The organism is Streptococcus equi subsp. zooepidemicus (assembly GCF_015689395.1).
Taxonomy (GTDB): Bacteria; Bacillota; Bacilli; order Lactobacillales; family Streptococcaceae; genus Streptococcus; species Streptococcus equi.
On sequence record NZ_CP065054.1, the window covers coordinates 1,904,499 to 1,924,826 of the forward strand.

A 20,328-nucleotide genomic window follows, 5' to 3' on the forward strand; every position below is an offset into this window, starting at 1 on the left:
AGCGACTAAAGCCGCAACGACTACGTCAATTGCGTCGCCAGTTCTTTCAAAAAAGAAAATACTCCATGGTAATCCATGAAGTATTGTTCTGCTGTATCGTAGCTGGTTCTTAACGTTTTGAGAACTGGCTAGCTTTACGAGCTTTCTTAAGACCTGGTTTGAACAACTTTTGTTTGACTAAATTTCAAAAGCCTTTAATATCAAACATTTCCACGATTTTTTGAAAACACTATTTCAATCTATTTCAACTAATTTCGTCTGAATGGTGTGAATTTTACCCTAAAATCATTGAATTGAGCTAAATTATACTCAAAAGTTCACACCATTGTAAGATGTTCTTAATTGCACAAATGAACAATATATGCTATCATGAAAATATAATGAAATACCCAAGATTTGAATTTTACACACGTCCAAATGGACGGACTGAGTTTATCGAATTTTTACAAAGTATACCGACAAAGGACAAGCAGAAACTCCTTGCTACTATTAGTGTAATCCAAGAGCAAGGCTTACTGGTGGCTCAACGTATGGAGTGGGTTAAAAAGTTAGATAGTGATATTTTTGAAATTCGTTCTAAGGTATCAAGTAATATTCAGCGTGCCCTTTATTTTCATGTTGTTGATGACCGCTTTATCATTACGCATGGATTTACTAAGAAAACGCAAAAGACCCCTACTACTGAAATCCACCACGCTAAAGCTCTGAAAAAAGAATTTGAGGAGAATTATAACAATGACAACCATTAAATTTGACGATTTTTTGAATGAAGAATTGAAAAACAATGACTTCAAATTTGGCTATCTGGCTGAAAAAGCTATCTTAGAAAGCGCCATTGCTGTCTATAATGCACGCCAAAAGGCGGGGCTTAGCCAACGTGAACTCGCTGACCTCTCACATGTTCCACAATCCACCATCGCACGTATTGAGCGCGGCAACAATACGAGTATCGAAACCATGAGCAAAATCGCATTTGCTCTTAATAAACATCTTACTATTCACATTGGTTAATGTTTATTTTTATAGTTTAAAGGCTCTATAATTTCTGTAGTGGGTAACTCCACTGTGGAGATTATAGGGCTTTTTGAGTACCAAAAAGTCCCATAAGACTTATAATGAAAAGCGACTAAACAACTCATTAGAAAGTATCTTATGGAACACCTCAATAATACCACATTACTTATCGGAATCAAAGACAAACATATCACCTTGACTAAAGCTATCCAACATGATACTCATATCAAAGTTATCGCTACACTAGACTATAACCCTCCTAAATGTAAGCACTGTAGGGGTAAACAAATTAAGTATGACTTCCAGAAGCCCTCTAAAATTCCCTTTATCGAAATTGGAGGCTTTCCTAGTCTCATTCGTTTGAAAAAAAGAAGGTTTCAATGCAAATCCTGTCGAAAAGTCACTGTATCTGAAACTACCCTGGTTAAGAAAAATTGCCAAATTTCTGAGATGGTGAGACAGAAAATCGCTCAGCTTTTACTCAACAGAGAGGCTCTCACCCATATCGCTTCTAAGCTCGCTATCTCCACTTCTACCGTCTATCGCAAGCTTAAGCAGTATCATTTCCGAGAGGATTACGCCAATTTGCCAGAAGTTCTCTCTTGGGATGAGTTCTCTTATCAGAAAGGCAAATTAGCCTTCATTGCTCAGGATTTTAACACTAAGAAAATCATTACCATTCTTGATAATAGACGTCAAACAACCATCCGAAATCATTTCTTTAAGTACTCTAAAGAGGCTAGAAACAAGGTGAAAGTCGTTACTGTCGATATGTCTGGAAGTTATATTCCTCTCATTAAAATTCTATTTCCTAAGGCTAAAATCGTTCTCGATCGTTTTCACATTGTCCAGCACATCAATAGAGCTCTCAAGCAAACACGTAGTGACATCATGAAACCATTTGACAAGAAGTCTCTTAAATATAGAGCTCTTAAGTACTACTGGAAGCTTATTCAAAAGGATAGCAGAAAACGGTCTCTTAAGCCTTTCTATTCTCGCACCTTCAGACAAACCTTAACTCCTAGAGAATGTCTCAATAAGATCTTCTCACTAGTGCCTGAGTTAAAATCTTATTATGACCTGTACCAGCTGCTCCTTTTTCACCTGCAAGAAAAGAATGCCAAGCATTTCTTTGGTTTAATTCATGACACACTACCACATCTTAATCAGACTTTTAAAACAGCTCTAAATACCTTTAGTCGCTACCAAGACTACATCACCAATGCCATTGAACTGCCTTATTCTAACGCTAAGTTAGAAGCCACTAACAAACTTATCAAAGATATCAAGCGCAATGCGTTCGGATTTCGGAACTTTGACAACTTTAAAAAACGCATCTTCCTCGCTTTGAACATCACAAAAGAGAAGACAACCTTCGTCTCCTCTCGTGCTTAGTTATCAGTCACCCACTACAGTTGACATGGAGCCAAATATCCAGCTAAAAAGCCCTATCAGGGGCTTTTTATTGCATATTAAAAAAATAATCATTGGTTTAATATCGTTATTTATCACGGCTACTTTTTTATAAAGAATTACTTACTTTTTATTTCACAGAACCCCTAACAAATGTGGAGATAGAGCTTAATTAAGTTGTTTGCCTACAACTCAGAAATCCATAAAATACCCTAATTGCTCAGCTTTGTAGATAGCCTCTTGCTTATTATTTACCAAGAGCTTTGAATAGATGTGGTTCAAATGATTAAATACCGTTCTCCTACTAATTTGTAATGTTTCCTCTATCTCTTTTATAGAGAGACCTTTCTTACTCAAATTTAAGATAGCTATTTCTCGTTCAGTTAAAGATTCAACATAATCCTGAGACTCAATTTGTTCAAAATACTTTTTCCCAGAATCCACTTTTTTTAAGATAGAAATGAGTTGTTTAGGGTCTATATTTTTATCTACAAAACCATATGCGCCTATTGTTTTTGCTCTCTCTTCATAGATTGATTTAACATATCCTGTCAGCATAACAACTTTCAAATTAGGAGTAGACTGTATGAGTTCCTCTGCTATCTCCAATCCATTCTCTTTAGAAATATTTGTTAAATTAATATCAAGTAATATAATATTGTACTTAGACAAATCAATCGTCACATCGTTAAAATTAGAAGTAATCGTATCTATGACATCTACTTCATCATACTGTTGACATAACAGTTGGATACTCTTTGCAAATAGTTTATGGTCATCAATTAATAAAATCTTCATAGCACAGTTTCCAATCTATGGGAAGTAATATTCTGATATTAAATTGTTTATTATCTATTTGTAGCTCCATATCCCCATCAAAAGCTGCTAGTGTTTCTTGAAATGATTTCAAACCTCTACCATAATTTATAGATTTAACTTTTTCCACTATATGATTGCTCTCCTCAATGATAATAATATCAGATTGAACCTTTAAAGATAAATGAATATCTTTACTAACTCCATATTTTATAGCATTATTAATTAACTCTTTTATAAACCTGTAAACAATATCTCCATATGGAGGTGGGATTATTGCACTATTCGAACAGTTGAAATACAATAATTTATTACTTTTCCTTCTTTTGACAATATCGTCAAAAAGAGACTGTATATTTTCTTTCATTGTTCGATTAACAGGAACTATTGGGTGGTAAGTATCAATTTCATCCCTGATACCAGAAACTAAATCATTTAACTCATTAACAATGAAACCCTGTGTTATATCACTATTTTCTAGCGAGAGTAAGTTTTTTATCGCTATGATATTTTGCAAGACATCATCATGCAAATAATTTGAAAACTCCACTCTCATGTTTTCTTTTGATTTCATAAAATAGTTCAGCCTTCTATTTTTATAGTCAAAATTTTGTTTAGAGTTTTCTAAATAATAAAATATACAAGAAATTGCCACTAAACAAAACAACGTACTTGCGTCAACAACTATAAAAAATAGTAAAAAATCTTTAACTAGTACCCTTATAAGTACAACCCAACAAACAATAAGAAGTACAGATAATAGTTCTATACGAGTTTTGTAGTTACCTAACCATCTTTGAGTAACTGAACTAAACTTATCATGTATGACCTTAAAATAGTATATTGTACTCATAATAAGGGGAAACAGATACCACCCCAAATTATTAAAGGCTTGATTAACATCTAGCATTTCTCCATAAAATTGACTACCAAGTATTACCAGCAAAAGCAAAGAAAACAGTATCAATGAACGTTTTACTACTGATATTTGTTGCCTAAAATACCTATAATATAGCACTATAACCAATAACGGATAAAGATGTAAAATAGTAAAAATAATCAAGAATAAAATATTAAATAAAATTCTATTAACTAATAGGCTAATTGTAGAAACAAAAATAATTATTAACAAGCACTTATCTAGCTTACCCTTAAATTGTTTCTGCCCATATAATATTAAATCAGTAATCTCAACGGTATAACAATAGAGCAATATAATTTGCAGACCACTACTCAAAAAGAGAGGAATTCCCCTTGATAGCACAGATTCCAAGTATTGCCAAATTGTTAAAGAGATGACAAAAATAATTCTTTTAAAAATATCATCTTGTTTTTGGCGTAATACTGCTGCTAGCCAAATAAAAGCTGTATCAATAAGAGTCATTACAAGAGCTACTTTTTCAGAGAAAAGAAGAGACAAGTTCTCTCGATTATAGACTAAAATCAACAAGGCTATTAATTGTTGTAACAAGATTATTGCAATCCCCAAAAATTTACTCTTTGTTATTTTTTTTATTCTTATCATATTACTACTTAATTATTAAAGTTAAGAGGTTTTTAGAATTAATTGTTGATTATTGACTTCACTGACCGCAATGTCAATAAATAAAATGTGCCATATATTATCAAGAAGAAAAACAGACAAAGCAATAAAGATAGCATTATGATATTGCCTGCTACCAACGTATCCATAAATAAATATTTATAGAAACTAAGCAACATACTACCATTTACAATTCCAATTAATACAGGAATAAGAAAAAGTATACCTGTTTCATATCCGAGAATCCGATTAATTAATTTTTTACTATAACCTAGCTTACTTAGATAGCCATATTCTTCTTTATTTTCCATGATTTCTATGAGACTTGTAAAGTATAGAATACTACCTGTACAAATAATAAAGAGTATGGATAGGAAAGTTATAAAGATATAAGTCGCAATATTAGCAGTCTTTACTGTGTATTCCCTACTATAACTACTGATAACATCAGGAACCGCACTAAACTGATTGTAAAATGTTTCGTTTGACCTAATAGAATTTCCATTAAAAGTCCTAATTGTCATTTCTTTCTCTGGAAAACGAGAACTAAGTTCAGCATATAATTTATCAGAAACAACCAGAGTCGTGACACTTGTAGAAAAACTAAAAACATTATTCGTTGATACTTGTTTTACAGTAACATCATATACATTTTCCAAATTAAAGGTTTTCCCGAGGCTAATTTCTGTTGGATAATAATTTATTAACAATGGTAATGACTCACTACCTTCAATAGAATTTGTTCTCCCTTGAGCTTTCATTAACTCTTTATAATCACTGTAATTAATTATATCAAAATAAGGAATTGTTTGCCCAGATTCTGTGATAGTCACTTCTGGGGTAGTGTTCAATCTCAATAGGTCAACATCAACTAGGCTCACTTGGTTGTTCTCTAAAATATTTGTAACATTAACTTGACCATTTTCTGACTCAACATTATATTCTATAGCAGATGGAGTCAATCTCTCTATTCCATTAAGAGAATAAGCATAGAGCATTACCATAATTCCAGTAACTGAAACGGTTAATGTTAAAAGGCCTCCCAAGACTGTTAATAATTTATTTTTTGTCGCAATACGATAGTTAAATTTGGGATAGATGATATTAGATAGAGGACGGTATAACCTTTTTTTATTTTCTTTTAACAAAGAAATTACAAAAGTCAATCCATATCTGACTGTAAAAATTGTTCCAAAAATAATTAAGATAATTATCAATAGAGAAATCGGTCCCATCCCTATGCTTAATAGCATATTTCGTGTGGATGAAAATACTGTCGCCAAACATAAAACATATGACAATAGCAATGCAGTAATAGCGATAATAGCTCTGACTTTTCTTATCCTGATTTTTTTCTCAGCCTTTCTTGAGAAATTAACAAATTCAATCAAAGACTGTTTACTAATGATAAGTCCATTTGTGATGAAATTAATCAGAAAAACTACAACTAATATTCCTAAAGACTCTATAATCTCATTAACTGTAATAAACCACTGAACTTCCATTGTTAAATTCAATAGATGAGTAATTACCAGTACAGCTAAAAAATATAAAGTCGGTCCCAGCAATAAACTTACCAAGTAACTCAAAACTAGAATAACAAGATTTTCTAAAGTCAGTAATTTTGTTAATTCTCTTTTTGAAAACCCTAGTATTGCTAAGACTCCAAGTTCTTGACTACGTTTTTTAACAAAGAAATTATTGAAATAAATTAAAAATATCACCAAAAATACAGTCAAAAAAACTAATGACCCGTTAGCGATAACTAGAGCTTGGCCACTATCCCCAATTTTTTCCGCAATGATTTTATCTGAGATAAAATTTAGAAAAGCTATAAAAATACTTAATAAACCAATCGTAGCTAGAAAATAGATACGATATAACGAAAAATTTTTTTTAATGTTAGATTTTGTAATTGACCAAATCATATTACTCACCTCTATCGGATAAGGCTTGACTAATTACATCGTAAAACGACTCTCCACAAACCTCTTTATCAATCTCCATGTGAAGTTTACCATCTTTGAGGAGTACAACTCTATCGGCATAAGAAGCTGATAAAACGTCATGAGTAACCATTAAAATAGTTACCTTTTCCGTTTTATTGATTTCATTCAAAATCCTCATTGTTCTTTCAGAAGATTTCAAGTCAAGTGCTCCAGTTGGTTCGTCAGCAAAAATAATCTCTGGTTCTTTAATGATTGCTCTGATAATACTAACCCTCTGTCTCTGACCTCCAGAAAGTTGATAAGGATATTTATTCAACTGCTCATATAAATTAAATCTTTTTGCATAGTTATTTATCAAATCATCAATCTTTGATGAATCAATATTTTTTAAAGATAAAGCAACAGAAATATTCTCCCTAATGGTTAGACTGTCTAACAGCATATAATCTTGAAAAACAAAACCAATATCGTTTTTTCTAAAATTAGTTGCCTCGTTATTAGAAAATGCACTAATTTCTTTATCTGCACAATAAATACTCCCACTATCAATTTTATCAATAATCGAAGTAACATTTAAGAGTGTCGTTTTACCACTACCGCTACGTCCCATGACAGCCACAAATTCTCCTTTTCCCACAGTCAAATTGATATGGTCTAAAGCATAATTCGGTTGGTTTGGATATCTTTTGCAAACATCTTTTAATATTAATTGATTCATTCTATTACTTCCTCCTGATATTTATTCATGTACGAGTCATATAAATCACGATAATACTCATTATTTTTATATAAATAATGATGACTACCATAGTCAATAATTTTCCCATTATCCATTATTAAAATCTTATCAGCTTTTTCAACTGTATTAAGTCTATGGGTAACCAAAACCCTAGTACAATGTAAAGCCTCAACATTTTTTTGGATTATTCTTTCAGTTTTTACATCTAAAGCTGATGTAGGTTCATCAAGAACTAAGATTCTAGGGGTAGTTACTAACTCTCTTGCTAGAGAAATTCGTTGTTTTTGCCCACCAGATATTGATGGATTGTCTCGAAAAAGTGGGGTATGAAACTTCATTGGCATACTCATAATATCATCATATATTGATACTCTTCTACAAGTTTCAATTACCTGCTCTCCTGAAATAGATTCTTTACCAAGCGAAATATTATACATCACATCCCCATCGAATATGGGAGAATCTTGAGAAACAAAAGCCGATATCTCCCTAAAATCTTTTTTATCAATTTTGGAATAAGGAGTATTATTGTATATGATGTTTCCACTACTAGGACTGACATATCCTAGTAGCATCTTAGCTAGAGTAGTCTTCCCACTTCCACTTTTTCCTATAATTGCAATAAATTCTCCTGAGTGAACTTTTAGGTTAATCCCATTCAGTACCTCTGCTCCATTTAACTCATATCGATAGTTTATATTTTTTAAATTTATTTCTATATCCGTATCCTCTGATAATTTATAAGTGCTATTTGTCTCATCATCAAGAGTCGATATCTCCAGTACCCTTTCGTAATGCTTAACACCATATAGAATCTCATCAATCGAATTCAAAATATTATTAATGGGGTTAATAAAATTCAAAACCATCATATAAAGGAGAATAAGCTCACCACTGCTACTATTTGGCGAGTAATATAAAAACAACAAAATTAACAAAATGGGTACGGAAAAAGTAATCACATAATTTACCGCCCCTAAAAGACTGAAGTACCTATTTCTGTCATATGCTGAATTGATATAGTCCTTAAAACTTTTATCCCATTTTGACAAAAGTTCTTTTTCAGAATTCTTAGCTTTAAAAAGAAATAGCCCATCCATCAGTGAAAAGAATGTTTGTAAAGAGTTCTTTTGTCTTAAAACTTCTTTCCCTAACTTTTCTTGTTTAATGCTTAGTGAAAGGAAAAAAATCATCATTTCCACAATAAAAACTATGCCCAATATAATTCCCAAAGGTTTAGAAATATATGTGATATAACTAATACTCGCAAACATTAAGATAATATCCAACCAGATAGACATAATTCTTTCTGACAGTAACTCCCTCACAATCATCAAACAATTATATCTATGAATGATATCTGTTTTATCAATTTTTCCAATATATTCTATGGGAAGTTTCAATAACTTAGTCACAAACTTTTCTGAAATAGCGCTGTGAAATTTATTTTGCAATTTCACTAAAGAGATATTCTTTAGAAAATAGAATCCTCCCTGAAAAAAAATTATTATAGAAAGTAGGATTGCACTTTCTAAATAGCTAAATTTTTTAAGGAAACCCCAATCTCCATCAATAATACCCCTTATAAAAAACGGAATTGACACTGTAATAATCTGAAAAATCAGAGTATATAGAATAGTTAAAAAAATATCCTTCCTATTTATAAATATCATTTTCTTTACGTTTTTGCCAACTAATCCTCGTTTGACTATTTGTTTTGAAGAATTAGTCGTCCTATCATAAAAAAACTCAGTATAAAATTTAGGAGATAATTCAAAGAATTCATTTTTAGCTAAGACATATTTCCCAACAGCAGGGTCAACAATAGTAAAGACATCCTCACGAATATCCTCTAAAATTACAAAGTGTGAATCTGAAACAAATACCATGACAGGCAATGTTTCTGGGCACTGGGCAAAACGATAAGTTTTACAAGTAACTCCGTAGATAGAAGCAATATCTGAGATATTCTTTATACTCAATCCATTTCTTCCTAAATTGACCTGTTGTTTCAATTTAAAGTATGTTTCTGGAATATCAAAATAATCTAACATCATATACAAACAACATAATCCACATTCAGTAGGAGTTGTTTGTTCAATAGGGGTAATCTTCTTCATTTCCAACACTTCCTTTTGGAACATCTAATAACAATAATGATGGTACTTCATACTTAGATATATATCTAAGTAACTGATATGCTATCCCTAATTCTCCAACCATCATATTGAATACTCTTGTATGCTGTGGCAAGCCAGATTCCCAACCGAATTTTTGAGAATTACGAACAATATTAAGCATGATACCTTCTATATTTACATCATTTTTCGAGGAGCCATCTAAATTCATAAATAATTCTATATTGCCCATTTTCCCGTGACAAAGGCAATCCGAATTCAAATAACCATTATTTAATACCGTTTGTTTAGCCATTTCATAATTATTTTTCAACTCTTTATCGTTTAACCATTTTGATTCTCTATATCTCGTTAATCCGATACCTGTTGCACCATGACACCAATAAATAGGTTCTGGCATTCCTAACTCTGAACGTTTTCCTTTATTTCTAAAATCAATCCAATTTCCATCGGAAATACGAGTATTTTCAAAATCAATAGCTGACTTCGCTATTTTCAAATAATTATAATTTTTATTGATTTTCCATGATAAAAGTAATGCATATGCAATTCCAGATTGCCCGTGAGACAGTCCATTTAGAATTTCTGAATCTGAAAAGTCCGATACCCAATAAACTTTATCATCTTCTTTTTTCACATTATCAATAATAAATTCAGATATCCGATTAATTAAATAATATACTGTTTTATTTTGCTCCACATTATATATATTGCATAAAACAACTAATAGACCAGACAATCCAGAAATATAATCTATATTTTGCTCCTCTAGTGATTGGTTGGAAAATTCTTTAATTATGTCTAAATATAATTTTTGGTATTGAGGTAATTTAAGTTTTTTCCACAAACTAAAGTATAGATAAACCAAACCTCCTTTTCCCAAAAATACTGACATATCACTAGTTTCTATAAGGTCCTTCGTGGTCTCCAGTGTTTTCAATATCCTATTTAATGATACTAGATATTGCTCATCACCAAAAATTTGATAAGCATATAAATAACATAGAGCATCTCCAATTAATCCATTATACAAGGTAATGTTCTGAGGAGATATTACCCATTGCTCAGCCTCTGTAATATCAATATTGAGCCATGTCATCTCCTCCTCTGAAGAAAAACTATTCTTATCTGCATCAATAAATATCCGTCTAATACTGTCTAATATTTCCTCACTAAAACTTTGTTCTGAGGATATTGATGGAAAATGATAAGATTTCCCATCCTCCCTCTCCCAATGCTTAATCGGTTTTTTTAAGGCTATTTCAATCAATTCACAAGTGAACTCCATTCTTTCATCGTTCAATGTCGCTATATTATCAAATAACGTGGTTGTATCTCCTAGATTTCCAATTAATGTCCCTAAAGAATTATATACATTTCCACTGGTATCCATTGAAAAGTAAGGAATATCACCATTCATCAAATCTTTAATTTCACTATCAATAATAAATTGTTCAATATGTTTTGACTCATATAGTATCGAAAATAAATTATTTCTCTTTTTTTCTGAGAAAAGATACTTTGGATTCGTAGAGGCTTGCAAAAATTTTCCATAGTCGGAAGTATTTCTGAATATAGCTCTAGTTTTCAATTCTGGGAAACCTTCTAAAATCTCTTTAATCTTTGCACGTTGCGATATAAGAAATATATAGCACTCTCTAAAACCTGTAATTATCTCATTAGCATAGTCGAGAGGTTCCACCACTTTCCCATTTAATGTCGGAATATTATAACTATCTTCCTGAAAATAGTCAGTTTTCACTAACTTCATATCTCCACGATTTTTATTTATCAGTTCATACTTTCCCTTTTTTCTTTTCCCACCTTTTCCACTTATCCCAGAAACGTTAGGAGCGCTGTTTTTCTCAAATTGTACGGGAAATAAACCATTTGAAAGTGATGTCTCATAAATTCTCTGATAGGTATCAACAGTAATCCCTTCAAAATTATTATTTTGTACATTCAACTTTCTTTGAAAAAATGTTTCAACATCAATTAAATATAAATCTCCGCCTGAAACAATCACATTTTCCATATGTAAGTCCGTAATGGAAAAAATTTCAGAAAATGCAGCTAAAACACCATACTTAAAGTAAATTTTCTCTACTTCATCATTATTAGAATTTATATAATCCACACCAAGTTGCCAACAATAATCTGCTTTAACTAAGCTTTCAGGAAGACTGAACGAGAGTATATTATTAGATTTCAGTAAACGAATAAGTTCTAACAAGATATTGTATGAATCATAACTTTTAGGCTTGTAGTAAACAGATTTTTCTTTAAATTCAATTTTAACGACTGTTTGTTTTTGGGAATGACTGTCTCCAAGTGAAAATTCAACATTACTTAGGGGCTCAGTAATATTAAAGCACGACCTTATTTCAGACAAATCTTTTAAAAACCTATCAAATAGCAAAGAGTACGATTCCACTACCAATCCAACTTCTCTATTGATTTGTTTTAGCAAATATGGATATCTGTCAAAAAAATGACTTATCCCATTTTCTCCCCTTATCTGCTGTATATATTGTTCATATGCCTTTGACTTATTTTCAATTTCCTTGGAAAAATTATTTATATCTAGAACTAGTGTTTTCATTGAAAGAAACATTACAGTTTCAAATAACTGATTTTCAAACTCACTATAAAATAACTTATGTGTCTTTTCCCTTAACAAATAAATATTTTCACTAATAGAAGTATCTAATATGTCGTAATCAAAAATTGAGTTAAAGTATTCGTAAAACTGATGTTGCTGATATTCTAACTTTAATTCATCTCTTTTTATCATATTTATCCTACCATTGCTCAAAAATCCTGCCTAGACTAAGTCTAAACAGGAAATTTTTAGTCTGCTTATCCAGATTGTTTTAATTAACAACAAACAAATACTGAGTTCGGACAGTCATCAGTGATAGTTGCAAACCAACCTGAACCTTTTTTACCACCAGCTACTTCCATAAGTTCTTTTTCAGAAACTTCTTCGATAGCATTATTCAAAATATCTTTTGAGTTTTTCATGGCAATCATTCTCCCTCCTATTAGTATGTAGTAGATAATTTCTACACTCTTATTGTAACCAATATATCTTCATTTTTAATGAGTAAAAAGTGCAAAAATTGTTTTTTTAATATTTTTGAGTTGTAAAATAAGAGGTCACTTTATAACAAGTAATCCTCTCATATAATAAAATAAATCTCGTTCTTTACAGCTATTTTATAATCCAATCACTTCTCATTATAAAATTAATTCCTTATCGGAAATAGTTTACTTTATTTGCTTAATTATGTAATGAGTATTTAGCGCAAAAACCAATGTTAAATATGTTTGAAAAGGAATCAAAAAAGTCTTGGCAAAAATTGCTAAGACTCAAATAACTATTTATAGCTTTGTATTTTCAAATCGAATTACATCAAGTTCCTTGTCTGATTGGTCTTTATACAACGAGATGAGATTGTCGGTTTTCTTCTGAATATCTTTTTCATATTTAAGTTTGATGAGGTCTATTTTATTCTCATCAGACATGGTATTGCTGCTTTCCAATTCCAACGCTTGATTGAGTTGCTCTTTCGTATAAGTTTTTTGTTCCACTTCTCGTTGAAATTTTGAGTAATCAAAAAGACTTTGTAACAGCAATTCTTCTTCTGCCATACGAGCATACTGAAAGTTATTTGCCAAACGTTCCAAATGCTCTGCCCATTTTAAATCTCCCTTCTTTTCCCCAAGTTCACTATAGGGAAAAAGATCATCAACATCAATTTTCAAGGCTTTTGCTATATCTTCAAGGCGCTCCCAACTTGGTTCTGTAGTGCCTTTTTCGTAGTTAATAATTGTCTGTTTAGTTACACCGAGAATTTTTCCTAATTCTTTTTGGGTCATTCCTGCTTTTAAGCGAGCCGACTTAATATCCAATTCTCCAGCTCGTAAAATAGTTGCATAATTATATAAAGGAGCCATTAGTATCTCACTTTCTAGGTAAAATATTTTTTTACTTTTTGTTGACAAGTAAATTTTTATTTTGTATAATAAAGATAATTCAAGGTAAAATAACTATTTACCTCTTGATTATACAATATTTTACCTTAAAAGTAAATGAGAGGAGACAAAAATGACACAATTTTATGATTATACTCAAATAATTGAGCTTGTCTCTGGTTTGAACTCTGTCTCAACCTTAAAGAAATGGCGTTTAAAGATTGAACAGTTAACAGGACACACCTTTCAAGAAGATAGGATACGAACAGGAAAACGTTCTTATAGCAAAGTCTTCCTCTTTACAGCTGATGATATTGAAAAGCTCCAACAAATTGCAGATACCAAAGGAAATCTTGGACTAGATAAGGCAATCCTAAAAGTTTATGCTCCGAGCAGGGCTTCCCCTTTATCTATTAACCAAAAAATTAATCGCTTAACGTTTCAACTAACGGGATTAAGTCAAAGAGTAACCGACTTAACACAACAGGAACAGCTATTAGCTATTCGTATAGAGCAGTTAGGCAAACAGATTGAAGATTTAGAGAAACCAAAGAAGAGAAAATTATTTGGCAAGTGAGTACGGTTAGAAGCACAACGCCATGGGCGAATGTGTGGAAACACGGTAGCCCATAAATGGCGTGCCCGTGCTTGGACGGGCGAACTTCCCCCTAAATTAGTACCCCATTACTAATAGGGGGTACGAACGTACACGAAAGTAGGGCTAAACCCTTGATACGTCTGGGGTTAAAGCCAATCAGTTGAAGTTTTCGCTGAAATCCCTTGGGGAGTAAGGTTCAAAGCTAATTCTGCGTACGTTTAGAAAAGATAACTACTTTAGAAAATACAAAGGAGAATACTATGACAAACTTAACACTAACTGACACAACACTTAAACTTGGCGAATTGAACCTTGATAAAAGTCAATTCATGCTACCTAAAAAAGTGGTGGTGCTTTCTGCTCGTATGAGTTATAAGTATCAAGAGGTAAATGGCGAACAAGTCCGAACAGACGAACCATCCAAACTAGTTTGTAGCGTTCAAGATGCGGATAAAATCAAAGTGTTAAAAGAAATGAACATTGCCATTGAAGAACTCAAAGCGATTACGCTTGAAATTCATGACAACCTCGACAAAATCACGAAATTGGCAGAAAATGACGGTTTACTTGATAAGACCGTTGAACTCGTCAATCCTCAAGTCCGTCTCATGTGGAACATGACTCGTAGTAACTGGTCTGGAGTAAAACTAGTGGCAAACGACCTTAAAATCATTGGTGATTAAACATGGACAACAGTGTGAGGGTTGACTACTTCGCTGTAACCGTTAAAGATGTTCCACCAGAGGAGGTGTTAGAAGAGATACTCCTTATGCCCCAAGACCAGTTTGCACTTAATGCTTGGGGAATAAATAAGTATCAACGCCACTATGCCTGTTCAGACATCAAAGTTTACTTTAACCAAGCCTTAGATAAGATGGGGGTCTATCTGGAACTCAAAGGACAAGGCTGTCGGCAATATGAGGAATTTATGGCGGGTAACGCTAACAACTGGGTAGCTCTGGTCACACGCCTTTACCGCTATCAGGTCAACTTTACCCGAATTGATATTGCCAACGATATCTACGATAACGCCTTATCGGTTCAAACTCTCTATGCTTACTGTAAACGGGGCTTGTGTATCACCAGAGCCCAACACATGGACTATCACGAGCGTTCAATCCTTGAAACGGGGGAACGGGTTGGCGAGACCGTCACCATAGGCGCACGAGGAAGCCAACAATGGTGTGTTTACAACAAACTCATGGAACAAACAGGCAAAGGTAAGATTGTTGATAAGACAAGCGCTTGGGTCAGAGCGGAGCTCCGTTGTTGGCAAGGCAAAGCCAATATTATCGCCCAGCAAATGGTTCTTAAAAGACCTCTGACAGCTATTTACTTTGAAGCTATCAATGGACACTACCGCTTTGTCAGACCTAATGACAGGGATACCAACAAACGCAGACGTCAACCTGTTAAATGGTGGCTGGACTACCTCCAGACGGAAACCAAAACACGGTTAAGTATTGAACGCACCAAGCCAACACTTAGACAATCGGAACAATGGACGGAGAAACAAGTCTCAAAGACCTTAGCCAAACTCTATGTGGCTAAGTACGAGGCAACCACACTTGAGGGAGCTGACCAATTTCTCCAAGACCTCTTAAAATTGGGATTATCGAAATTTACCAACAGCGATGAAAAGGAGATTGACCAATATGTCCGTGAACACCAAAGTTCTGACACTTGGGGCATACAAAAAGACGACTTGCCATAAACAAATCGCCTTAGAAATAATAACTACCAATATTATATCATGAAAGGACAAAAAAGGCTATGCAAGTGATTTTACCAGACGAACAAATTCATCAGCTACAACTGTTAATTAGCCAGCTTATAGAAAATGAAATAAAAAATAAATTGGATAGTAACAACATTGAAAGTCCATTCTTGAACAAGCAACAAGCTTGTAAGTATCTAGGAATTGCCAATAATACGCTTGATTCTTGGATAAAAAAGGGGTTACCAGTTATTCGAGTTGGAAAAACTGTCCGCTTTGATAGAGCCGAACTCAATCAATGGTTACAAAATCAGTAGCATTATAACCGTGGTTTGATATAATTAAGCCACGGTATTTTTCTAGCTCAATTCAAAAAAGGAGAATACTATGTCAATTACAAAAACTAAAAATGGAACTTATCGCTTACGTATCTATATCCCAGAAGAAGTCAAATCATCATTGGGAATTGATAAAAAAGTGATTGAAAAACGTTTCAAACTAAGGAGTGAGGCTAAAAAATACGAACTTGAATTACAAAACAGGATTGATAAAATTTTAAGCGAAGATTCAACCTCATTGGAAACAAATGGTTTAATCCTCTTTTCCGATTTTTATCACAATATTTGGTGGGAATCCTATAAAGCAGGTCAAACAACATCTACCACAAAACCACCTTCACAAGCTACTATTGACGGTACTGAAATTGTCTTTAGAAAACATATCCTGCCCTTGCTTGGAAATTATCCTATTGATTTTCTCAATCAAAATAAACAGGTTGTTTTGAACCTATTGACCCAAAAAGCAGAAGAATATGCCAACTTCAAAGTCATCAGAAGTTATGTTAACTCTATTTTTGATTGGGCTGAGGAACTGGAATATATCGAAACTAATCGTCTCTCTAAAACCATTAGCCGTATTAAGGCAACTAAAAAAATCAAACTACAAGAGGCTAAAAATGATGAAGATTTATATCTATCACCATCAGAACTACAAGCATGGTTTACAGCTTTTGAAGAAGATTTAAAAAATGACAAACTCCTGTTCAAAGATTATGTGTTATTCTATACAACTTTTTTCTTAGGAGATAGAAAATCTGAAAGCTACGCTTTGCAATGGAAACACATTAACACCAAGAAACAGGAAATCCAATTAGTCCAAGCCTTGGATAAATATAAAAATCCAAAATCTACAAAAGGGAATAAGAAAACAACCTTTCAAATTCCAATTGAATTAGCAAACCTGCTTCAATATTGGAAAAAACAACAGAAAGCTGAGCTGGCGAAATTTGACATTATCCAATCTGATGAACAGTATGTTTTTACTTATATCGACATGAAAGGCAACGTGAACAGTCCCTTACATGCTGATTATCTCAATAACAAAATGAAGTCAGTCAAACGCCGTCACAAGGAGCTGAAACACGCCACACCGCACAAATTACGCCATACAGGAGCAACTTTAGCTAAACAAGCAGGAACATCACTTGAAGCTATTTCAGAGGCTCTAACGCATAGCGACACCCTCACTACCAAAACTTACGTTAATACTTCAAATGTTGTCCCAATGGCTGTTGGCGAAATCGCCTATCGTAACCTTAAAAAGTAATGGTGTGAATTTGGTGTGAAAAGTGGTGTGAATTTTGCTAAAAAATCATCAAAAAACACCCCATGGTGTGAACCATGAAGTGCTTTGAAACGTTGATATATATAGGTATATTAACGTTTTGAGAATTGTGATGCTTTACGTGCTTTCTTAAGACCTGGTTTTGGGTAACAAAAACCAAATCTCTGTAAAAGACTATTAAATCAAGCTTTCAAAAGTCTTTTTCATTAAATAAACAGACTTCTAAATCAATCCTGAAAATCATGGATTACCAATAGATTACCAAAAATTTAGTTTTCGGAGCTTATGTAGTTAAGAAACAATGTGTATTCACTTTACTTTTTTGTAAGTTCATTTTATAATGTATATACAAACGGAGGTAGAACCATGAATGTTATCTTGAGAAAAACAGGAAATAGTACTGTCATTACAATTCCCAATAAAATTAAAGAAACTCTTGGAGTAGAAATTGGAGAAGAAATTGAATTCGTCACTTCAGGAAATAACGTCATCATTCGTAAAGCTGAGCCAAAATTTGATTTTGATAAGGAACTAGAAAAAGCCATGAACCAATACGATGAGCTTTTGAAAGAATTGGTGGATAGATGAGATATCTAACTGCTGAAGATATTATCAAAATCAATGTCATGGTTATTGGCAAATATTCTCCTAATGAACCTGTTGGCATTGCTGATCCAAACAGTCTTCGAATGATTGTTGAACAGCCTAAACAAGAGATTTTCGGCAAAGTTCTCTATCCAGATATCTACAGTAAAGCTGCTATTATCTGGATAAATTTGATTAAAAAACATCCTTTTTATAATGCCAATAAACGAACTGCTGTTCTTGCCTTGCATATGTTTCTAGCAATGAATGGTTACCAATCCAATCTTTCCTTACAGGATGGACTTGAAAAGACAGTTGAAATTGCTACCTTTCAAGGAGATTTTGAAGATTTAAAGAAAACAATTATTCAATTCCTCAAGCAAGATGGAAACATAACAAAATTATAATTAAAAAGTGGTTATCAACCTTTCGTTGAAGACCACTTTTATGTTCTATTGTATTCTACTGTATTCTACTGTATTCTACTGTATTCTACTGTATTCTACTGTATTCTACTGTATTCTACTGTATTCTACTGTATTCTACTGTATTCTACTGTATTCTACTGTATTCTTACTGTATTCCCATCACTGTATTCTACTGTATTCTACTGTATTCTACTGTATTCTTATTCTACTGTATTCTACTGTATTCTACTGTATTCTACTGTATTCTACTGTATTCTACTGTATTCTACTGTATTCTACTGTATTCTACTGTATTCTACTGTATTCTACTGTATTCTTTATTACTAATAGTATCCTGACTGCAATCATTTATCAACTAAAAGATAATATTGATTGCGGTCATTTTTACTTGAACCAAACCAAGTGATGATTTCTAAATCACGAAGATGATGCAACATTTTAACAACAAACGAGCGACTTCTTCCTGTTAGTTCAATCGCCTTCGCGGTTGTCATTTTCTCTCCTGAATTGTACATGAAGTGAATAATAGCCTGTTCATCTGCATTTAGAGTTCCAAAATCAGAAAACTGTTTTTCCAAACTGTCTCGTGTTCGTAGATGTCGACTAACAATGTTATTTTCAAGGATTAGAACTACCTTATTACCTGGCTCTGAATATTTAGGTTCATGAAGAAAAGCTGATTCCATTTCAGAATAGATACGCTTAACACCCTCGTTCATTTCACGAACCCAACCAAATTCAGTCAGGGTTCTCGCAATCCGAGGATTTCTTGAAAAACGTTCATGCTTGATATTGTCAACGGTGACGATATTGGGTAATTTCCCTGGGCTGTGAATCTCTAAGCGATCATCGAACATGAGTACACGAATGTGATCTCCATAGACAGAGTAATCACGGTGAGTTACTGCATTGACAACACCTTCAAACCAAGCAAACTCAGGATATTCAGGCAATATTTGAAATTGACCATTATCGTCTAAGTACTGAAATTCCCGCAACTGAGTACGGATAAAATCTCGAACTTTTATAATCAGTACTGGCAAAGCATCATCAAAAGTCACTTCTTTGATGACATTAAAGCTACTGCCTGTCCCCATATCCGTGCCATCAAAGCGTTGAAAGCGAACACGAGCTTGTGGGAAAAACGCTGACGGACATTTACCAAAAAGTAGAATTGCTGCCTTGGTCAGTTTACCATTCACGAGAAAACGCCGTGCTTTAAGAATTTCCTCTGTCGAACGTTCTGAAATATCAAACCGATTTTTGAAATCTTGCACTAAGTTATCATCAATGTCTTCCAGGGTTGCATCAGGTACTACTTCATCTTCAAAGAAACGTTGTCCCTTATCATAGCTGAGCTGAGTACGTTGCTCATAGCTTAATTTAACCGATTCATCGCCCTGACGCAGATAAACCTCATCATTAGGCGCAGCAATCACTCGATTAGATGACAATTCAACTGAGATAACCAAAATCAGGTCATCTTCCCCCTTATGATTAACCACAGGGATTTCTTCAAAAGATAAGTCCAGAGGAGTGTCACGCATCTCACGGTCAATCTTTTTGAAATCGTCTATTGGATAAGCTCTGCCATCCTTGAAACCAGTGATAATGTTGTCCTGTTTCTCATCTTCAATACCAACCACCAACTGACCGCCGTCCGCATTGGCAAAGGCAATCAGATGCTTGAGTAATTCCTGTGGCTTCTTGCGTGCTGATTTTCTATCCAAGTATTGAGTTTCTGGTGAAAATTGGTAGTAGTGTAAGGTTCGATTCATGTATTTCTC

At 33.3% G+C, this 20,328-nt stretch carries 19 protein-coding genes; 10 read left to right on the forward strand and 9 right to left on the reverse strand.

The window, feature by feature from the left end; translation table 11 throughout:
• Positions 1 to 380 precede the first annotated feature (380 nt).
• From I2432_RS09060 to I2432_RS09070, 3 genes are all read left to right on the forward strand, one after another.
• Entirely contained in the window at positions 381 to 749 is a 369-nt protein-coding gene (locus tag I2432_RS09060; RefSeq protein ID WP_041781483.1) for a type II toxin-antitoxin system RelE/ParE family toxin, read from the forward strand.
• Positions 736 to 1,011: a helix-turn-helix domain-containing protein gene (locus tag I2432_RS09065; protein ID WP_015057304.1), complete on the forward strand. Its 276-nt coding sequence runs from the start codon at positions 736 to 738 to the stop codon at positions 1,009 to 1,011. Before I2432_RS09060 ends, I2432_RS09065 begins: the two co-directional genes overlap by 14 nt.
• A 141-nt stretch (positions 1,012 to 1,152) precedes the next feature.
• The gene (locus I2432_RS09070; RefSeq protein WP_206158737.1) at positions 1,153 to 2,409 is read left to right on the forward strand and encodes an ISL3 family transposase; all 1,257 of its coding nucleotides are present in this window, start codon (positions 1,153 to 1,155) and stop codon (positions 2,407 to 2,409) included.
• A 210-nt stretch (positions 2,410 to 2,619) separates the two neighbouring features.
• Here I2432_RS09070 and I2432_RS09075 read toward each other — a convergent pair whose 3' ends face one another.
• The 8 genes from I2432_RS09075 to I2432_RS09110 all read right to left on the reverse strand — a co-directional run bounded on the left by I2432_RS09075 (position 2,620) and on the right by I2432_RS09110 (position 13,572).
• Positions 2,620 to 3,225, reverse strand: a complete 606-nt coding sequence (locus tag I2432_RS09075) for a response regulator (RefSeq protein WP_015057302.1) — start codon at positions 3,223 to 3,225, stop codon at positions 2,620 to 2,622.
• A complete protein-coding gene (locus I2432_RS09080) occupies positions 3,206 to 4,768 on the reverse strand; it encodes a sensor histidine kinase (protein ID WP_206158738.1) in 1,563 nt (520 codons plus the stop codon). The genes I2432_RS09075 and I2432_RS09080 overlap by 20 nt, the downstream gene beginning before the upstream one ends.
• Before the next feature lie 38 nt (positions 4,769 to 4,806).
• Positions 4,807 to 6,714 (reverse strand): ABC transporter permease, encoded by a 1,908-nt coding sequence (locus tag I2432_RS09085; RefSeq protein ID WP_152652335.1) that lies wholly within the window; start codon positions 6,712 to 6,714, stop codon positions 4,807 to 4,809.
• A 1-nt stretch (position 6,715) separates the two neighbouring features.
• Positions 6,716 to 7,453 (reverse strand): ABC transporter ATP-binding protein, encoded by a 738-nt coding sequence (locus I2432_RS09090; protein ID WP_015057298.1) that lies wholly within the window; start codon positions 7,451 to 7,453, stop codon positions 6,716 to 6,718.
• Positions 7,450 to 9,594, reverse strand: a complete 2,145-nt coding sequence (locus I2432_RS09095; RefSeq protein ID WP_206158739.1) for a peptidase domain-containing ABC transporter — start codon at positions 9,592 to 9,594, stop codon at positions 7,450 to 7,452. Before I2432_RS09095 ends, I2432_RS09090 begins: the two co-directional genes overlap by 4 nt.
• The gene (locus I2432_RS09100) at positions 9,572 to 12,406 is read right to left on the reverse strand and encodes a type 2 lanthipeptide synthetase LanM family protein (RefSeq protein ID WP_206158740.1); all 2,835 of its coding nucleotides are present in this window, start codon (positions 12,404 to 12,406) and stop codon (positions 9,572 to 9,574) included. Before I2432_RS09100 ends, I2432_RS09095 begins: the two co-directional genes overlap by 23 nt.
• A gap of 83 nt (positions 12,407 to 12,489) precedes the next feature.
• Positions 12,490 to 12,645 (reverse strand): type A2 lanthipeptide, encoded by a 156-nt coding sequence (locus I2432_RS09105; protein WP_015057295.1) that lies wholly within the window; start codon positions 12,643 to 12,645, stop codon positions 12,490 to 12,492.
• Between the two features lie 351 nt (positions 12,646 to 12,996).
• A complete protein-coding gene (locus tag I2432_RS09110) occupies positions 12,997 to 13,572 on the reverse strand; it encodes a helix-turn-helix transcriptional regulator (RefSeq protein WP_015057294.1) in 576 nt (191 codons plus the stop codon).
• Between the two features lie 151 nt (positions 13,573 to 13,723).
• On the opposite strand from I2432_RS09110, the gene I2432_RS09115 reads away from it, so the two are divergent.
• The 7 genes from I2432_RS09115 to I2432_RS09145 all read left to right on the forward strand — a co-directional run bounded on the left by I2432_RS09115 (position 13,724) and on the right by I2432_RS09145 (position 18,520).
• Complete coding sequence (locus I2432_RS09115; RefSeq protein WP_015057293.1) at positions 13,724 to 14,167, forward strand: hypothetical protein; 444 nt, start codon at positions 13,724 to 13,726, stop codon at positions 14,165 to 14,167.
• Positions 14,168 to 14,448: 281 nt separating this feature from the next.
• Complete coding sequence (locus I2432_RS09120; RefSeq protein ID WP_015057292.1) at positions 14,449 to 14,871, forward strand: hypothetical protein; 423 nt, start codon at positions 14,449 to 14,451, stop codon at positions 14,869 to 14,871.
• Between the two features lie 2 nt (positions 14,872 to 14,873).
• A complete protein-coding gene (locus tag I2432_RS09125; RefSeq protein WP_015057291.1) occupies positions 14,874 to 15,902 on the forward strand; it encodes a replication initiation factor domain-containing protein in 1,029 nt (342 codons plus the stop codon).
• Between the two features lie 59 nt (positions 15,903 to 15,961).
• Positions 15,962 to 16,222 carry a helix-turn-helix transcriptional regulator gene (locus I2432_RS09130; RefSeq protein ID WP_015057290.1) on the forward strand — a complete coding sequence of 87 codons (261 nt, stop codon included), beginning with the start codon at positions 15,962 to 15,964 and terminating at the stop codon, positions 16,220 to 16,222.
• Positions 16,223 to 16,292: 70 nt separating this feature from the next.
• Positions 16,293 to 17,510: a site-specific integrase gene (locus tag I2432_RS09135; RefSeq protein ID WP_206158741.1), complete on the forward strand. Its 1,218-nt coding sequence runs from the start codon at positions 16,293 to 16,295 to the stop codon at positions 17,508 to 17,510.
• Positions 17,511 to 17,894: 384 nt separating this feature from the next.
• Positions 17,895 to 18,116 carry an AbrB/MazE/SpoVT family DNA-binding domain-containing protein gene (locus tag I2432_RS09140; protein ID WP_024379186.1) on the forward strand — a complete coding sequence of 74 codons (222 nt, stop codon included), beginning with the start codon at positions 17,895 to 17,897 and terminating at the stop codon, positions 18,114 to 18,116.
• Positions 18,113 to 18,520 (forward strand): type II toxin-antitoxin system death-on-curing family toxin, encoded by a 408-nt coding sequence (locus tag I2432_RS09145; RefSeq protein WP_043026593.1) that lies wholly within the window; start codon positions 18,113 to 18,115, stop codon positions 18,518 to 18,520. The genes I2432_RS09140 and I2432_RS09145 overlap by 4 nt, the downstream gene beginning before the upstream one ends.
• A gap of 365 nt (positions 18,521 to 18,885) precedes the next feature.
• On the opposite strand, the gene I2432_RS09150 is transcribed toward I2432_RS09145, so the two are convergent.
• Positions 18,886 to 20,319: an ATP-binding protein gene (locus I2432_RS09150; RefSeq protein ID WP_111678597.1), complete on the reverse strand. Its 1,434-nt coding sequence runs from the start codon at positions 20,317 to 20,319 to the stop codon at positions 18,886 to 18,888.
• Positions 20,320 to 20,328 lie beyond the last annotated feature (9 nt).

What these genes read in the sequence shown, in the direction of transcription:
- I2432_RS09095 (WP_206158739.1), bottom strand. Translation starts at nt 9,594, where the DNA reads ATGAAGAAGATTACCCCTATTGAACAAACAACTCCTACTGAATGTGGA.
- I2432_RS09060 (WP_041781483.1), top strand. Translation starts at nt 381, where the DNA reads ATGAAATACCCAAGATTTGAATTTTACACACGTCCAAATGGACGGACT.
- I2432_RS09085 (WP_152652335.1), bottom strand. Translation starts at nt 6,714, where the DNA reads ATGATTTGGTCAATTACAAAATCTAACATTAAAAAAAATTTTTCGTTA.
- I2432_RS09125 (WP_015057291.1), top strand. Translation starts at nt 14,874, where the DNA reads ATGGACAACAGTGTGAGGGTTGACTACTTCGCTGTAACCGTTAAAGAT.
- I2432_RS09130 (WP_015057290.1), top strand. Translation starts at nt 15,962, where the DNA reads ATGCAAGTGATTTTACCAGACGAACAAATTCATCAGCTACAACTGTTA.
- I2432_RS09105 (WP_015057295.1), bottom strand. Translation starts at nt 12,645, where the DNA reads ATGATTGCCATGAAAAACTCAAAAGATATTTTGAATAATGCTATCGAA.
- I2432_RS09065 (WP_015057304.1), top strand. Translation starts at nt 736, where the DNA reads ATGACAACCATTAAATTTGACGATTTTTTGAATGAAGAATTGAAAAAC.
- I2432_RS09070 (WP_206158737.1), top strand. Translation starts at nt 1,153, where the DNA reads ATGGAACACCTCAATAATACCACATTACTTATCGGAATCAAAGACAAA.
- I2432_RS09080 (WP_206158738.1), bottom strand. Translation starts at nt 4,768, where the DNA reads ATGATAAGAATAAAAAAAATAACAAAGAGTAAATTTTTGGGGATTGCA.
- I2432_RS09075 (WP_015057302.1), bottom strand. Translation starts at nt 3,225, where the DNA reads ATGAAGATTTTATTAATTGATGACCATAAACTATTTGCAAAGAGTATC.
- I2432_RS09150 (WP_111678597.1), bottom strand. Translation starts at nt 20,319, where the DNA reads ATGAATCGAACCTTACACTACTACCAATTTTCACCAGAAACTCAATAC.
- I2432_RS09115 (WP_015057293.1), top strand. Translation starts at nt 13,724, where the DNA reads ATGACACAATTTTATGATTATACTCAAATAATTGAGCTTGTCTCTGGT.
- I2432_RS09110 (WP_015057294.1), bottom strand. Translation starts at nt 13,572, where the DNA reads ATGGCTCCTTTATATAATTATGCAACTATTTTACGAGCTGGAGAATTG.
- I2432_RS09100 (WP_206158740.1), bottom strand. Translation starts at nt 12,406, where the DNA reads ATGATAAAAAGAGATGAATTAAAGTTAGAATATCAGCAACATCAGTTT.
- I2432_RS09140 (WP_024379186.1), top strand. Translation starts at nt 17,895, where the DNA reads ATGAATGTTATCTTGAGAAAAACAGGAAATAGTACTGTCATTACAATT.
- I2432_RS09145 (WP_043026593.1), top strand. Translation starts at nt 18,113, where the DNA reads ATGAGATATCTAACTGCTGAAGATATTATCAAAATCAATGTCATGGTT.
- I2432_RS09120 (WP_015057292.1), top strand. Translation starts at nt 14,449, where the DNA reads ATGACAAACTTAACACTAACTGACACAACACTTAAACTTGGCGAATTG.
- I2432_RS09090 (WP_015057298.1), bottom strand. Translation starts at nt 7,453, where the DNA reads ATGAATCAATTAATATTAAAAGATGTTTGCAAAAGATATCCAAACCAA.
- I2432_RS09135 (WP_206158741.1), top strand. Translation starts at nt 16,293, where the DNA reads ATGTCAATTACAAAAACTAAAAATGGAACTTATCGCTTACGTATCTAT.